Annotated in this window: 12 protein-coding genes; 6 read left to right on the forward strand and 6 right to left on the reverse strand. The window is 59.5% G+C overall.

Going from position 1 to position 14,779, the window contains the following annotated elements; translation table 11 throughout:
- Positions 1 to 8: 8 nt before the first annotated feature.
- From J2X66_RS00985 to yghU, 5 genes are all read left to right on the forward strand, one after another.
- The gene (locus tag J2X66_RS00985; RefSeq protein ID WP_310259730.1) at positions 9 to 695 is read left to right on the forward strand and encodes an N-acetyltransferase; all 687 of its coding nucleotides are present in this window, start codon (positions 9 to 11) and stop codon (positions 693 to 695) included.
- A gap of 4 nt (positions 696 to 699) precedes the next feature.
- Positions 700 to 1,914: a GNAT family N-acetyltransferase gene (locus J2X66_RS00990; RefSeq protein WP_310259734.1), complete on the forward strand. Its 1,215-nt coding sequence runs from the start codon at positions 700 to 702 to the stop codon at positions 1,912 to 1,914.
- Positions 1,886 to 2,680 carry a ChbG/HpnK family deacetylase gene (locus tag J2X66_RS00995; protein WP_310259736.1) on the forward strand — a complete coding sequence of 265 codons (795 nt, stop codon included), beginning with the start codon at positions 1,886 to 1,888 and terminating at the stop codon, positions 2,678 to 2,680. The genes J2X66_RS00990 and J2X66_RS00995 overlap by 29 nt, the downstream gene beginning before the upstream one ends.
- A 140-nt stretch (positions 2,681 to 2,820) precedes the next feature.
- Positions 2,821 to 3,513, forward strand: a complete 693-nt coding sequence (locus tag J2X66_RS01000; protein WP_310259739.1) for an N-acetyltransferase — start codon at positions 2,821 to 2,823, stop codon at positions 3,511 to 3,513.
- Positions 3,514 to 3,686: 173 nt separating this feature from the next.
- Positions 3,687 to 4,529, forward strand: a complete 843-nt coding sequence (yghU, locus tag J2X66_RS01005) for a glutathione-dependent disulfide-bond oxidoreductase (protein ID WP_310259741.1) — start codon at positions 3,687 to 3,689, stop codon at positions 4,527 to 4,529.
- Positions 4,530 to 4,688: 159 nt separating this feature from the next.
- On the opposite strand, the gene J2X66_RS01010 is transcribed toward yghU, so the two are convergent.
- A complete protein-coding gene (locus J2X66_RS01010) occupies positions 4,689 to 5,501 on the reverse strand; it encodes a methyltransferase domain-containing protein (protein ID WP_310259744.1) in 813 nt (270 codons plus the stop codon).
- 167 nt (positions 5,502 to 5,668) lie between these two features.
- Between J2X66_RS01010 and J2X66_RS01015 the strand changes: the two genes are divergently transcribed.
- Entirely contained in the window at positions 5,669 to 6,052 is a 384-nt protein-coding gene (locus J2X66_RS01015) for a hypothetical protein (RefSeq protein WP_310259747.1), read from the forward strand.
- A gap of 3 nt (positions 6,053 to 6,055) precedes the next feature.
- Here J2X66_RS01015 and J2X66_RS01020 read toward each other — a convergent pair whose 3' ends face one another.
- The 5 genes from J2X66_RS01020 to J2X66_RS01040 form a co-directional block, all read right to left on the reverse strand.
- Entirely contained in the window at positions 6,056 to 7,486 is a 1,431-nt protein-coding gene (locus J2X66_RS01020; RefSeq protein WP_310259750.1) for a sigma-54 dependent transcriptional regulator, read from the reverse strand.
- Positions 7,455 to 8,948, reverse strand: coding sequence for a HAMP domain-containing sensor histidine kinase (locus tag J2X66_RS01025; RefSeq protein ID WP_310259754.1), 1,494 nt, complete (start codon positions 8,946 to 8,948; stop codon positions 7,455 to 7,457). The genes J2X66_RS01020 and J2X66_RS01025 overlap by 32 nt, the downstream gene beginning before the upstream one ends.
- 102 nt (positions 8,949 to 9,050) lie before the next feature.
- Positions 9,051 to 10,061: an SCO family protein gene (locus J2X66_RS01030; protein WP_310259757.1), complete on the reverse strand. Its 1,011-nt coding sequence runs from the start codon at positions 10,059 to 10,061 to the stop codon at positions 9,051 to 9,053.
- Positions 10,062 to 10,081: 20 nt separating this feature from the next.
- Positions 10,082 to 12,889, reverse strand: a complete 2,808-nt coding sequence (locus tag J2X66_RS01035) for a multicopper oxidase domain-containing protein (protein ID WP_310259760.1) — start codon at positions 12,887 to 12,889, stop codon at positions 10,082 to 10,084.
- 185 nt (positions 12,890 to 13,074) lie between these two features.
- Positions 13,075 to 14,523, reverse strand: a complete 1,449-nt coding sequence (locus J2X66_RS01040; protein ID WP_310259763.1) for an ATP-binding protein — start codon at positions 14,521 to 14,523, stop codon at positions 13,075 to 13,077.
- Between the last annotated feature and the right edge of the window lie 256 nt (positions 14,524 to 14,779).

The following is a 14,779-nucleotide window of genomic DNA, read 5'->3' on the forward strand; positions in this document are numbered from 1 at the left end:
GACATGACATGAATGTTTTGCACAAACTCAGAGAACAGATCAAACAGAAAGGCCTGAGCGCCACGTTCAAAAAAGTCTGGAAGCATTACGTGTTCTTCCACGAAGAACTGTTGTGGATGGAGCGCGACCTGGTCAGCCCGGTGCCGCCACACAAGCTGCGGCCGTACCCGCCATTGCGGGTGGAAACCATTACCGCGCAGAACGCCGTGGCGTTCACCCGCTACTTTGGTGACCGCGTAGAGACCATGGCCGAACTGGCCCGCGAGGGCTACACCGGGCACATGCACCTGGACGATAAAGGCGATGCAGTGGCGTTTATCTGGGGCGCGGCGCGCGACTATCACGACAAGCACTACTACGGCTGCTGGTTCCCGGTGAAGGAAGGCGAGTTCTTCGAATTCGGCGGCGAATTGACCCGTGCGTATTGGGGCACCACGCTCTCGGTGGACGTGCAACTGGAACTGTGGAAAGCCATGCAGGCGCAGGGCTGCAACAAGGTGGTGGATGTCTGCGAGTCCCACAACATTCCTGCCCTCAAGCTGCACATGCGCATGGGGTATCAGGAGCAAGGGCGGATCATGAACGTGTACAGCCTGTTCGGCTGGCGCTTCTTCCGCGAAACCCGTTACACAGGCTCGCGTCTGGATGCCTTGCGCAAACCGGCCCGTGAACCTGTCCCAGCCTCGGCGACCTGACCTTATGGCGGCACGATTGGAATGGCGCACATCACTGTGCGCCGCTGACTTCCCGGCAGCGGCTTACGAAGCGCTGCGTCTGCGGGTGACGGACCACACGCCGTTCAACACGCTGGCCTGGATGGCCGCGTCTGAACAGGCTTTGACTGCCGGGCAGCACCTGCACGTGCTGCTGGGCTGGCAAGGCAATGAGTTGCAGTTGTGCCTGCCGCTGGTGGCGTCCGTCGAGCGGTTCGCCGGGCTGCCGTTTCGGGTGCTGCATCATTTGGGTTATCCCCTCGCCGACCGCCTCGCCTTGCTCACGAACCTGGACGCCGAGGATATGCGCAAGGCCTTGGTCGAGATTCGTCGACGGCTGCCCCATGCCTTGCTGCAACTCAATGAACTCCCGGAACCCGTTGGCGAGGAAAGCGTGCTGACGCAATGGATGACCCACAGCTCGACCGGCGAACGCCGACTCAGTTGCCGGGTGCCGGTGCACCTGATCAGCGAGGCCGACCATCAGGAAGTGTCCGGCGACCCGCGCTACAAACTGCGGCGTGCGCGTAAACGCATCGCCGCGTGTGGTGCTCAGGTTCGACGGATCACCCCGGACGCCTTGACCATGGGCCCGTTGCTGCAGGCCATCAGCGAAGTCGAAGCGGTGAGCTGGAAAGGTGACGAAGGCGTCGGGATTTTCTCTGACGAGCGTCATCGACAATGGATGGACCGCGCCTTCACCGCCCTCGCCGAACAGGGGCTGGTGCGGGTGGTGGTGCTGGAACTGGACGGCCGTTGCATCAGCTACCGTCTCGGGTTGCTGGAGCAAGGTCGGCTGTACGACTACAACCTGGCCTTTCTGCCGCAATACGCCGATCTGGGCAGCGGCCGGGTGCTGCTTGAAGAATGGATTCGCTGGGGGCTGGACGAGAACTGGCGCTGGATCGATGCCTCGCGGGTCAGCCTGGAAAACTCCAGCCATCAACTGCACGAACGCATGACCGGACAGCTGGAGCACTGGCGCTGGAGTTTCTATTCCTGGCGACCCAGCGGTCTGGTATTGGGCCTGGCGTTGCGCTTCTGGCAGCGACTCAAACCGGCCTGGCAACAGTGGAAAGCCCGGCGTGCGGCAGCAGCGGTAAAACCCGCTCCGGTTGCCGCGCCAGTCGCCAAAGCCGTCGAGCCGGCAAAAACCATCATGGAGAGCGAACATGCCTCGCCAAGTCATAGTCAACGCTGACGATTTCGGCCTCAGTGCCTGCGAAAACGCGGTGATTCTCGGGGCCTTTCAGGCCGGGGTCATCAGTTCCGCCACGGCCATGGCCAACATGCCGGCCTTCGAAGCGGCGTGTGTCATGGCACGGCACCCGATGCTCGAAGGGCGGATCGGGCTGCACTTCAACCTCACCTACGGGCGGCCACTGAGCCAGTCGATTCTGGATCGCAGGACGTTCTGCGACAGCGCCGGCGTGTTCGACCTCAACCTGCCCCGCCACCGTCTGTGGCTCAGTCGGCGGGATCGTGCGGCGGTGCTCGAAGAACTCGAAGCGCAATGGCAGCGTTGCCTGGATAACGGTGTGCGCCCCAGTCATCTGGACTCCCATCAGCACGTACACAACATTTGGCCCATTGGTGAAATCGTTGCCCGTTTCGCTGCCCGTCAAGGGGTGCCCGTACGACTGGCGCGCAACCTGGGACAAAACCTGAGCCTGCCCAAGCGCGTATTCAAGGAGCTGCTCAATCGGCGTTTAAGCAATCTGGCCGGTGCCACCGCTGACTATGTGTGCACCCCGGTTGATCTGCGCAATGCGGCGCCACCGCTGGATGGGTTGCTGGAGATTGTCGCGCACCCCAATCAGCTCGGTGCCGATTTTGGCGATGCTTATCTGGATCAGGGCGAGTCGTTGAGTGCCCTGCTGGAACAGCGTTTGCCGGGTGTGGAGCGAGTCGCCTACACCGTGGTGGGCAAGTCGTTCAGTGAGCGTGCGGAGGCGGTAATGGAATAAAAGCCGCGCGTTTTTTGACGCCTGAAATTGTGTCTGAACTGTTACTCACACTGAAACAAAAAAGTTGGAAATGGCGACTCTGCGCTATGCCCACACTACTTTCATCCACGCAAGACCATTCCTTCGTCAAGGAGGGCTTCATGAACGCACTCGACAAGCTTCGCGAACGCATCAAACAAAAAGGTCTGAGCCGCACGTTCAACACACTGTGGCAGCGTTACGTGTTTTTCCATTGGGAACTGTTGTGGATGGAGCGCGACCTGGTCAGTCCCGTGCCGCCGCACAAACTGCGGCCCTACTCGGGCTTACGCAAGGTGATCATCACCCCGGAAAACACCACGGCATTTGCCAAGCATTTTGGTGACCGCGTCGGCACCATGGCCGAACTCGCTGCCGAAGGTCATACCGGGCACATGTACCTGGACGACGAAGGCCATGCCTGCGCGTTCATCTGGGGCAGCACCCGCGACTATCACGACCGTCACTATTACGGCTGCTGGTTCCCGGTCAAACCCGGTGAGTTCTTTGAATTCGGCGGCGAAATGACCCGCGCCTACTTCGGCACCAGCCTGTCGGTGGATGTCCAGGTCGCCCTGTGGGAAGCGATGCAGGCGCAAGGCTGCAACAAGGTGGTGGACGTCTGCGAAACCCGCAACATCCCGGCCCTGAAACTGCACATTCGAATGGGGTATCAAGAACAGGGGCGCGTGACTCACGTCTATTGCCTGTTCGGCCGGTGGCGCTTCTTCCGCCAATCCACCTACACCGGCTCACGCCTGGACCCACTGCGCAAACCGGGCCGGCCAGTGGTGACGAGTGCGGCGCAGGTTTGATGTTTGCTTGAGTGCAGCGGTGTCAGTGACACCGCTTTCGCGAGCAGGCTCACTCCTGCATTAGGGGACCTTCACCAGACATCAGTGACATCTGAACGACCTTCTGCCATGGTTCACAGCATTGTCCATTTGCAGTCTGTGATCACAGTACGCCAACAATGGGGGTCCGTCTCATGAGCAAAGCGTCCTACATTCCGCCCAAGGTCTGGAAAAACAACGCCCCGTCTGGCGGCGAATTCGCCAACATCAACCGGCCAACCGCCGGACCGACCCATGACAAGACCTTACCGGTCGGCAAGCACCCGTTGCAGTTGTACTCACTGGCCACGCCCAATGGAGTGAAGGTGACCATTCTGCTGGAGGAGTTGCTGGCGCTTGGGCATGTCGGCGCGGAATACGACGCCTGGCTGATCCGCATCAACGACGGTGATCAATTCTCCAGCGGCTTTGTCGAGATCAACCCGAACTCCAAGATCCCGGCATTACTGGACCATAGCGCGAAGCCGCCCATCCGCGTGTTCGAGTCCGGTTCGATCCTGCTGTATCTGGCGGAAAAATTCGGCGCTTTCCTGCCCACCGATGTGGCAGGACGCACCGAAACCTTGAACTGGCTGTTCTGGCAAATGGGCGCGGCGCCCTACCTGGGCGGCGGCTTCGGGCATTTCTATGCCTACGCGCCGGAAAAACTCGAGTACCCGATCAACCGCTTCACGATGGAGACCAAGCGGCAGCTGGATGTCCTCGATCGCCGACTGGCCGAAAGCCCCTACCTGGCGGGCGATCACTACACCATCGCCGATATTGCGGTCTGGCCTTGGTACGGCCAACTGGTGCGGGACAAGGTGTACTCGGCGGCCGAGTTTCTGTCTGCACACGAATACACCCACGTGCAACGCTGGGCGCAGGAGATTGCCAAGCGACCTGCGGTCCTGCGCGGGCAGCGCGTCAATCGTACGTGGGGCGATGAGGCGAGCCAGGTGCCCGAGCGGCATGAGGCTGATGATTTGAACCCGTGAAAAGCCGGGCTTTCGGGTTTGATGGCTGACAGATAAACCGTGTCGCGGCCATCGCGAGCAGGCTCACTCCTACAGGGGATTTTTTGCGGACACAAAATCTGTGCCTGATGAAGATCCAGTGTAGGAGTGAGCCTGCTCGCGATGGAGCCAAAAGCGGCACTACTTCTCTTGGCGCTTCACCACCAACGAAAAACACATCGGTAACTGCGCCGTCTGCCGCTCATACCGGTCATACAGCTCCTCCCGATTCGAGTGCGGGTACTCCTTGAAGTGGCTGATCTGCAATCCTGCATCGAGGGCACCGGTGAAGATGTCCCCCAGGGTGTGAACAAACCAGTAGGACGCCGCTGCCGGCTGTTCGACCTTGCCTTGGTACACAATCGGCTGATTCTGCACAAACGGTTCGCTGCGAAAATACGAGCTGTCCGGGCGATACGGATCGGCCGATTCGGGGTCGAACATTTCAAGGAACGGATGGGTTTCGTACACCACCAGCGCCCCGCCCGGCTTGAGGGTTTGCGCGACATGCTGCATGAACTCGCCGATGTCCGGCATCCAGTTCAACACGCCGATGGTGATCAGGGCCACGTCGAAACGCTGATGCAACGAGGTCGGCAAATGATGGATATCGGCTTCGATAAATTCGGGCTGATGGGGTGAGCGCGACGCCAACTCCCGCGCCTGATCGAGAAACGCTGCCGACTGATCGACGCCCACCACGCGGCGGGCACCCAGCGCATACAGCGAGAGACTTTCGCGGCCGTTGTTGCAGCCCAGTTGCACCACGTCCCCGCCATCGACGCCCACCTGTTCCAGCACGCCGGTCAGGGTCGCATCCAGACAGGAAAAATCCCTCTGACCCACGGCAGTCACCATCTCGTGCCATTCGCGGGTGTCTTTGTGGTGTCGGGCGGAGTCGTTCCACGCCTCGCGGTTGCTGGCGATGGCTTGTTCTTGTGTCGGCATTTCCATTGCACGCTCCAGATTCGGGTCTTGATGGATCGGCCCAAGTCTAGATCGGAGCGCTGAAAAAACCTGTTGGAATCTTGTAAATCGGGCATAACGAACGCCTGCCCGTACGACAGCTATAGTTAATGGCCTTGGGGAGTTGCGCGAAAATCGACTACACAGGTGTTGCCATGAAAAAAACCGATCTGATGCTGTTCACTGTCTGCCTGACACTGACGAGCGTCGCCCACGCAGGCGAGACCCTGCCGCTGACCACCGAATACAGCAGTGACTTCAACTATTACGGGGGCGACCAGCCCTTCGCCCACCCCGCGCCTCCCTCCGCGATCATGGTACCGCCAGGTTCATATACCTCGACCTCGCCAGGGGACTTCATACCGATTTCAAGCCAGCATGTGTTCCACGATTCACTTTTGCCGACAATCGCCAGTGCCCGAGTTCAGGTGTTCATTCGCACGTACGATGCCGATCTCAACGTGTACGTGAACGAGGAAGTCCTGAACCCGAGTTGCACACTCGAATGCCTCAGCCAACAAGGCCCGAGGTTGGAATAAGGCCTACCACTGGCGTTTATCCGGACGTGCCAGGCCAAGTTTTTCGATCCGGTAACGCAGCATGTCGCGGCTCAGGCCCAATAGCCGAGCGGACTTGGTGACGTTCCAGTCGGTCTTGTCGAGCATCTTGCGCACCATGTCACGCTCGACTTCCGGCAGGTTCATCGACTCCGTGCCGCTGTAGACCGGACGCGGTTCGTGGTGTTGCGGCTCATGCTGATACAACGGCGGGTCGTCCACCAGGCTCAGGCAGACGTTCAACTGGTGCGCGGCGATGGTATCGCTCTGGGCCAGCAGCACGGTTTGCTCGAGCATGTTGCGCAGCTCGCGCACGTTGCCTGGCCAGCTGTAGCTGAGCAGCAGCTCTTCGGCCTGATCGCTGAAATGCAGGTTCGGCTTGCCATAGCGTTTGCCGTGGATCGACAGGAAATGCCGGGCCAGCAGCAGGATGTCTTCGCCACGGGCATACAGGCGCGGCACCTTGATGGAAATGATCCGCAGACGGAAGAACAGGTCACGGCGGAACTTGCCCTGCTGGACCATTTGTTCGAGGTTGCAGTTGGTGGCGCTGATCACCCGCAGATCGACCTTGCGCTCCTTCACCGCGCCGACCCGGCGAATGGTCCGGTCTTCCAGCAGCTTGAGCAGTTTGGCTTGCAGCAGCAGGTCCATTTCACCGACTTCATCGAGAAACAGCGTGCCGCCATCGGCCGCTTCCACCAGGCCGGTCCGGCGGTCCTTGGCGTCGGTAAAGGCGCCCTTCTCGTGGCCGAACAGTTCCGACTCCACGAGGTTGGACGGGATCGATGCGCAGTTGAATTCAATGAACGGGCCTTTGCTGCGCGGGCCGTCGAAGTGCAGTGCCCGCGCCACCAGTTCCTTACCGGTGCCGGTCTCGCCTTCCACCAGCACCGGCGGCAGGTCGGCGTTGGCCATGCGGCGCTCGGCGTCGAGCAATTGGGCGATGGTGTTCTTCAGGTAGTTCATCGGCGCCGATTCGCCGATCAAGGCCTGCACGCCGGACTTCTGCGCCTCGCGTTCCTGATAGAACGACAACGTGCGCTCCATGCGATCCGTGGCCAGTGCCTTGTCGAGCAGCAGCTTGAGCTCGGGCAAGGCCACCGGTTTGGTGACGTAATGAAAAGCGCCCTCTTTCATCGCCACCACGGCATCTTCGACATTGCCGTAACCGGTCATCATGATCACTTTCAGATCCGGCGCGCTGATGCGCAGCTTCTGGATCAGATCGTGACCACTCATGCCCGGCAACGAGTTGTCGGTCAGCACCACGTCGGGGGCGACTTTACTCAATTGCTCCAGTGCATCTTCAGCAGAATGGCAGACCGTCACCTCGAAGTCTTTGCGCTCCAGGTAGGTCTGAATATTCTCGGCGAGGATTTCGTCATCCTCGACCAGCAATATGCTGTGCTCCATATTCCCCTCCCGTTGCCACTTTAAAATTGAGACAGACGCGGGTTCCCTCCTGCTCCTGGCTGGTCAGGTCGACCGAGCCTTCGAAACGCTCCATTATTCGTTTGACCAGGGCCAGGCCGACGCCCAGCCCGCCTTGTTTGGTGGTAAAGAACGGCTTGAAGACCATCTGTTGCTGCTGCTTGCTCATGCCTTTACCGGTGTCACTGAGGGTCATGCGCACATGGCCCGGTTGTGGCTGTTCGATGTCGACGGTCAAGTGGCCGCCCTTGGGCATGGCTTCGAGGGCGTTGGCAAACAGGCTATTGAGAATTTGCGTGAGCAGCACCTGTTGGCTGACGACCGGTGGGCAGGTTTGAGGTGTGAAGTGCACCTCCACGTTCGAACGCTTGATCAGCGCATCGAAGGCACTCAGGGTGTCATCGATGGCCAGCACCAGGTCGACCGTTTCGTAGTCATCATTCATGGGCCGCAGCGATACCAGCAATTCCCGCACCCAGCGCGACATGCGATCGACCTGGTTGATGATGTCACCGATGTTCTTCTGCGCACTCTGGCTGGCGATTTCCTGGGCCAGTTCGGCGCTGGAGCGAATGTTCGCCAGCGGATTGCGCAAACTGTGCGCCACCGCCGAAGACATTTCCCCCAGCGCGACGAAAGTCTCATTGGTAATCAGCTGCTTTTGCTGGCTCTGCAGCAACGTTGCAGCCCGGCGAACAATCCAGAACAACCCGAGGTAAATGACCAGGCCGCCAAGCACTGTCGCGATCCAGATTGCCTTGAAACCACGCTGGATGCGCTCCACAAGGTCCATCGGTTCCTTATAGATCTCGACCATGGCGATCACTTTGCTTTTGTCGGCATTGAACATCGGAATGTAGTTCTCAACGAACAGGTACTTGGGCTCGCGCAACAGCATCTGTTCGGGACGTTCCTCGTCGATCTGGTGATAGCTGGTAGAGACGGTTTCCTTCATTTCAAAGGACTCATCCAATTCTTCATCGCCTTCGACGCGCATGCCGATCATTTGTGGATTGGTCGACCAGACCACCGTGCGATCCAGGGCGTACACCACCGCCAGCAGCGTGTCCGGCAAGTGTTCGACATGATCGAGAAACTCTATGCGGGCGGCAGCACGGGCGCCTGGATTGACGTCTGAATAGGCGTTGTCATCGCGCGGATCGAGCATTTCGCCCATGGTTCTTGTCAGGGTGATGCCCGCATGGCGGATTTCCGCATCACCGATGGCCTGGATGAATTGCGCGGTCAGCATGGAGTCACGTTCGATGCTCTCATCGACGACAAAACGCGTGGACACATAGCCCAGACCCAGCGCCACGGCAGCGATGATCAGAAAGCTGCCCAGGGAAAACCAGCGCAGCAGATTGAACTGTCCCAACCGGTTTTGGCCCTTTGCTGGCGGCGTGACCGGCGCAGGTTCTTTTTGTTGTTCTATTGTCGGCATTAGGGGTGTCCTGGATGCTCGTATCTAGCCTGTTCAGCCATGTCACGGATCAGTGTAGGTCGCATTGAAGGTGCCTGATGACCCAATGATAGTATTTCGCCGCTATTGCGCCTGTGCTGCTTGCAAGGGCTGCTGGCGCTCGGTTTCTTCCTGCAAAAAATCCACAATCGACTGCGCGGATTTCTCATCCAGACGCAGGTTGGGCATCGGGATTTTGTCGAAGCGTTCAAACAGCTCCACGGCAATCGGGTCTTTCTCCTTGAGCATGCTGTCCGGCTCGCGAATCCAGCGGTTGAGCCAGGCCGGGTCGCGTTGACGGGTCACGCCGATCAAGTCCGGGCCGATGCTGCGCATGCCGAGGCCTTGCCCGTCCATCGGGCCCAGGCTGTGACAGGACGCGCAACGGGTGCGAAACAATTCTTCGCCGTTGCTCGGTGGGCGAATCTGCGGGGCGTTGGCGTAGCTTTCTTCAGCGCTGGCTTTTTTCCAGTTCTGCAAGGTGTTGGCCAACTGGTCGGCCAGAATCCACGGGTTCTCGAACGGTGAGGCTTTCATCCAGCGACCGGTGCTCTGGTTACCGACGATCAGGCTCAGGTTGTGGTCCTTGCTGCGTCCGTTGTCGACGCCTTCAATGAACAGCCCGAGTTTCTTGCGCAGCTCAGTGACGTCGGCAAATTCCCCGGTGAGGAATTTCCAGCCCGGCCCGACCTTGAAGCGCTGCGCATAGGCCTTGAGCACTTCGGGTGTATCGCTCAAGGGATCGATGCTGATGGAGTAGAAAAAGATGTCCTGGCCGACCCGGTCGCCGAGCAGCTTTTGCACCTGGCGCAGGCGCGCGGTCTCCAGTGGGCAAGAGTCGCTGCATGAGGTAAAGATGAAGTTGATCACCACCACCTTGTCCTTGATCAGGTCATCGAAAAAATGCACCTGCTGACCGTCCTGGTCAGTCAGCAGGGTGTTGGGGAAATAGTCGCCGCCCCAGGGTGTCGCCGATTCCGTCGGCGACAGCACACCCTCATGGGCCAGCAGTACCTGACTGACCAGCAGACAGGTGACCAGTACCAGAATCAGGTGCATGCCAAGGGCGCGGGAGCGCGGCGTGTGCACGTTCATGTCGGCTCCCTCGCGGCGTTTCATGGTTTGACGACCACTTTTGGGCCGAAGCCGTCGCCGGTACGGAAGGTAGGCAGCGCGGCGGAGTTGACGTAGCGCACACCATCCCAGCTCGGCAGCGGTGTGGGCATCAACTGAAATTGCCCGGGTTTCTCAATGTCCCAACGCAGCAGCATCGAGTTGTCTTCGTGCTGGGTGTTGTGACAGTGCTCCATGTAGGTCCCGGCGAATTCGCGGAAGTTGATCGCCATCTCGACGTTATCCAGGCCATCTTTTTCCGAGCCGATGCGGTACACATCCTTACGTGCCCATTTTTCCCATTCCGGTGGCGCCTTGCCGCCGCGACTGAGGATGATCCCCTCCTCGAAGTGCACATGCACCGGGTGACTCCAGCCCGTGCCGCCGGCCTTGATATTCCAGACCTCCAGGGTGCCGAAACCCGCAGCACCGGCATCGGTCGGACCGTTGGCCAAGTGAGTCGCCGTGTTCAAGCGCCTTGGGTCCATGTGGAAGCCGAAGCCGCCGTCGGTCTTGACCGTCCACGGAGCTTCATCGGTGCCGTCGGAACGGCCGAAGGTAAAGGTCCGGTGAAGTGCCTGGGCCAGCAGTGCCTTGTCGGCAGCGTTGTCGCGATGGATCTTCAGCGGGATCATCACCAGGCCTTCAGCTTTGCCCGGTTTGGCCGGTTCGTAGGCTGCAGGGTCCATCGCCAGGTCTTGACCGGTGTAGGCCTTGACGTTGAGTTGCAACACCTTGCCCACCGCAGGGTCGCCCTTGTCCCACATCGGCCCTTTGCTGGTTTGCTTGATCACCGCTTTGTAATTTTCAGAGAGCACGTCGGCCAGCGACACCGGTTCTTTCGGGCCTTTGCCATCGTCGTGGACCAGCAGGTTGACGAAGAAAATCTTGTCCCCCGGCTTGATCCCGTTCTTCGCGAAGTTGACGATGATGTCGAAGCGCTCGGCGATGCCCTGGGTGGGGAGAATCGCGTTGTGGTTCTGTTTATCGCCGTCGGCGTCGAGGTCCATGGAGCCATCGAACGGCACGCTGTGTTCCATGATGTTGCCGTCGTTGGCAATCATGTGGAACGGCACGCGGGCATAGGACACACCCGAACCTTTAGGCCCTTGGAACTCACCGCTGGTGCCCTTGATTTCACGCACCAGCGCCAATTTGTAGTAACGCGATACCGAACCGTTGAGCATGCGGAACCGATAGCTGCGGGCGCGCACATCCAGGGTCGGTTTCCACTGCCAGTTGACCAGCACCTGGTCACCGAGGAAGCCGTCGGTGTTGAAGGGGTTGAACCACAGCTGACCGTTCTGATCCCAGGCCTTGTCGGCGAACACCAGGTTGACGTCATAGTCGCGGTTACCCCACGGCAAGGCACTGCCGCTGGGGAAACGCAGGTTGACGCCATCGTTCACCGATTCGTTGCCACGGTCCAGGGCGCTGTAGTAGTTCATCATCGCCGCGTTGCCCTTGTAGACGTTCTGCGCGGTGAAATCGAGCATGTGGTCGTGGAACCAGTGGGTGCTCATGGTTTCGCGCCAGTCGCCACGGATCTTGATCGTGCCGTTCTCACAGGTCTTGCGGCTCGGGCTCATGTCGTTAGTCCACAGCGTTTCACCCGGCGAGCAAGGGAATGCCGCGCGAGGATCATGAGCGTCGGTGTTGATGGTGTCGTAACCGGCCAACTGGATCGGCCAGCGATAGTCGTAATACTGCCCGGGGAAGAAAAACGCGTTGGCATAACCATCGCTTTCCGCCGGGGCGTGACCGTTGTGTTCGTGGGTACTGATGGTGTGCAAGCCAAAGCCCATGTTGGCGGCGGGGTCGATTGGCAAGCCGTTGTAGTGACGCATCAGTACCGGTTGGCCGTAACGCACCATCAGCAATTTAGGCGGCAGCGTGCCGTCGAAGGTCCACACCGAGTTGTGGTTCTGCACCGGCATGTTCGGGTGGAAACGCGGATCGACGCCTTTTGAGGTGCCATCGGTGGCCGGCACACCGGCGACGTTGTGATACAGGCCACCGGGGCCGAACTCGCCCACGGCGTAGTGGTGCATTTGCAGGCTGTCACGCCAACCGCTGTTGAGCCTCGCCCCGGTTTGAACGGTTTTGTAGGCCATTTGTGGGTAGAACTCGTTCCAGCGCTGATGCGACCAGCCTTTTCCTGGTGGACGACCTTCAGCCGACGAGCCGATATGACGGTTGAGGAACACTTCGATCTGCGCCTGCCACGGGTTGCGATCCACCACGTTGGAATACTGGCTGGGGAACGGTGTCAGCCCCGGTTGACGCATGAAGGCGTCGAGCGCCGCGCTCGGTGGTGCACTGCGGGCGGCATTGGTCGGGTCCTGTTGTGGCAACGGGCCTACCGCTGCCGGCGGAAAACCCAGCGGCGCCGCGGGAGTAGTGGGGTCGAGTTTTTCCGGGCCGAACTCTTCGAACAGCACCAGTTGCTGAGTGAATGGCTGGGCGCCAAACAACGGGCTCGGCTTGCCATTGGTGGGGTAGTTGAAGCTGGTCTGCACCGCCGGCGGCAGGACATTTTCCTGCCGCGTGGTCATGCGGGTGCCTTTGACACCATCAGGTAGGTCGAAGGAATCTTCGTTGGCCTCCGGCATGGTCAAAATGGCATTCAACGCCGTGGCTTCGTCAGCCGGTTCGTCGTAGTAGGCCGAAGGGTCGGACGGTTCTGGCTGTCGCTCGTCATCAATCGGGCTGGCACGCAGATTCGCTGTGCCCAGCGTCATCGTCAGAAGGACGCCCAGAGGCGTCAACAGGCCAAACCACTTGAAGGGATAACGCGCTTTTGTGTCCATCACCAGCCGCCTCGAAGTCATGAAGGGGGTGATGGGGGTTTTGCAAGGAGCTCGCCAGATTTGTAACTGATTTATACGAAAGTATTAACACCCTAAAAAACAATGGCTTATCAACATCAATTTGCCATGCCTCGAAAAACGACTGGGTCCTGACACCCGCTAACGGGGAAAGTTCACACCCAGTTTCAGGGGAATCGTTTAAACGACAAACGGACGGTCGTGCCCTCGCCTTCACGGCTGTTCAGGGTCACCGCGCCACCGAAACGGTCCATGATGCGCTTCACCAGAACCAGCCCGACGCCCAAGCCACCTTGCTTGGTGGTGAAAAACGGCCGGAACGCCATGCTGCGCTGCTCCTCGTTCATGCCTTTGCCAGTGTCGCTGACGCTCACACAAATACCTTTGGTATCGGTCGGTTCCAGCAAAATCGTCAACGTGCCGCCCTTATCCATGCTTTCCAGCGCATTGGCCAGCAAGCTGTTGAGGATCTGCGTCAGCTGCACCTGCTGGCTCCACACCATCGGTGTTTCCTTCGGCTCGAACACTACGTGAACATTAGCCTTGGCGATCTGATGCTCGAAGGCGAGCAGGCTGTCATGCAAGCAGGCAACCAGGTTCACCGACTCTGCTTCGTCATTGAGCGGTCGCAAAGACTGCAGTAATTCCCGGACCCATTTCGACATGCGGTCCACCTGACCGATGATGTCGTTGATGTTCTTGTGGGCCGGGCCACTGTCAAACTCAAGGGCCAACTCGGCGCTGGAACGAATGGTCGCCAACGGGTTGCGCAAACTATGGGCAACCGCCGAAGACATTTCCCCGAGGGCGACAAGGGTTTCGTTGGTGATCAGTTGTTTTTGTTGCGTGGCCAACAGATTCGCCGCCTGCCGCACGATCCAGTACAAGCCCAGGTAGATCAACCCGCCACCCAGGGCCGTGGCCAGCCAGATCAAGGCCAGGCCGCGTTCCATACGCTCGATCAGGTCCTTGGGCTCCTTGTAGATTTCGACCATTGCGGTGACGTTGTTGCGGTCGGCGTCGAACAGCGGGATGTAATTCTCGATGAAGATGTAGTCCGGCTGCGTGACGAACTTCTGCTCCATGCGCGCCTTGTCCACGTTGTGATAGCTGGCGGACACCGGGGTCTTGGAGCCGAATGCCTGATCGAGGTCCTCGTCGGCATGGATCGTGGTGCCCATCAATTCAGGGTTGGTGGACCAGATCACCATGCGGTCCGGGGCGTAGATGTTGGCCAGGATCACATCGGGCAAATGCTGGATGTGATCGAGGAACTCACCCCGGGCACTGGCTCGGGCCTGCGGGTCGACATCGGGGAAATCCTTGTCTTTGCGCGGATCGAGCAACTCGCCCATGGTCCGCACGTGAGGAATGGACACATGGCGCACCTCGGCCGAGGCAATCGCTTCAATGAACTGTGAGGTCAGCAACGCATCACGCTGCACGCTCTCGGTAATCACAAAACGGGTGGACACTGCGCCCAACGCCACAGCCACCGTGCCGATCACCGCCATGCTGATCAGCGAAAACCAGCGCAGCAGGTTGAACGGCTGTTTGCGCGAACTCAGGCGAAAGTCGCCCTCTTCTTTGAGCAGGGCTGTGGCTTGAATAGTCATGGACGAGGTTCCCGGGTACTCCCTATAGGGTTATAGCCCACTGCCCGATGTTTGCCCGGCTTCGGGTTTTGTCCCCCACTTTCCCCGTTTGCCCCACTGCCCCCATAGCCCCCCAAAACTGGGGACAGTCGCCCGCTTCAACGTCCGGCACGATTTTGCTGCGCCAGTGCCACAGGCTTTCACTGCGGGCCTGAGGCGGCGGTTTTCAAAGATTGGTATGGAAGTTGCCGAAGCCCTCTCAACTGACCCACCCCCA

This window comes from Pseudomonas sp. 3296, assembly GCF_031456615.1.
GTDB classification, from domain to species: domain Bacteria; phylum Pseudomonadota; class Gammaproteobacteria; order Pseudomonadales; family Pseudomonadaceae; genus Aquipseudomonas; species Aquipseudomonas mucoides.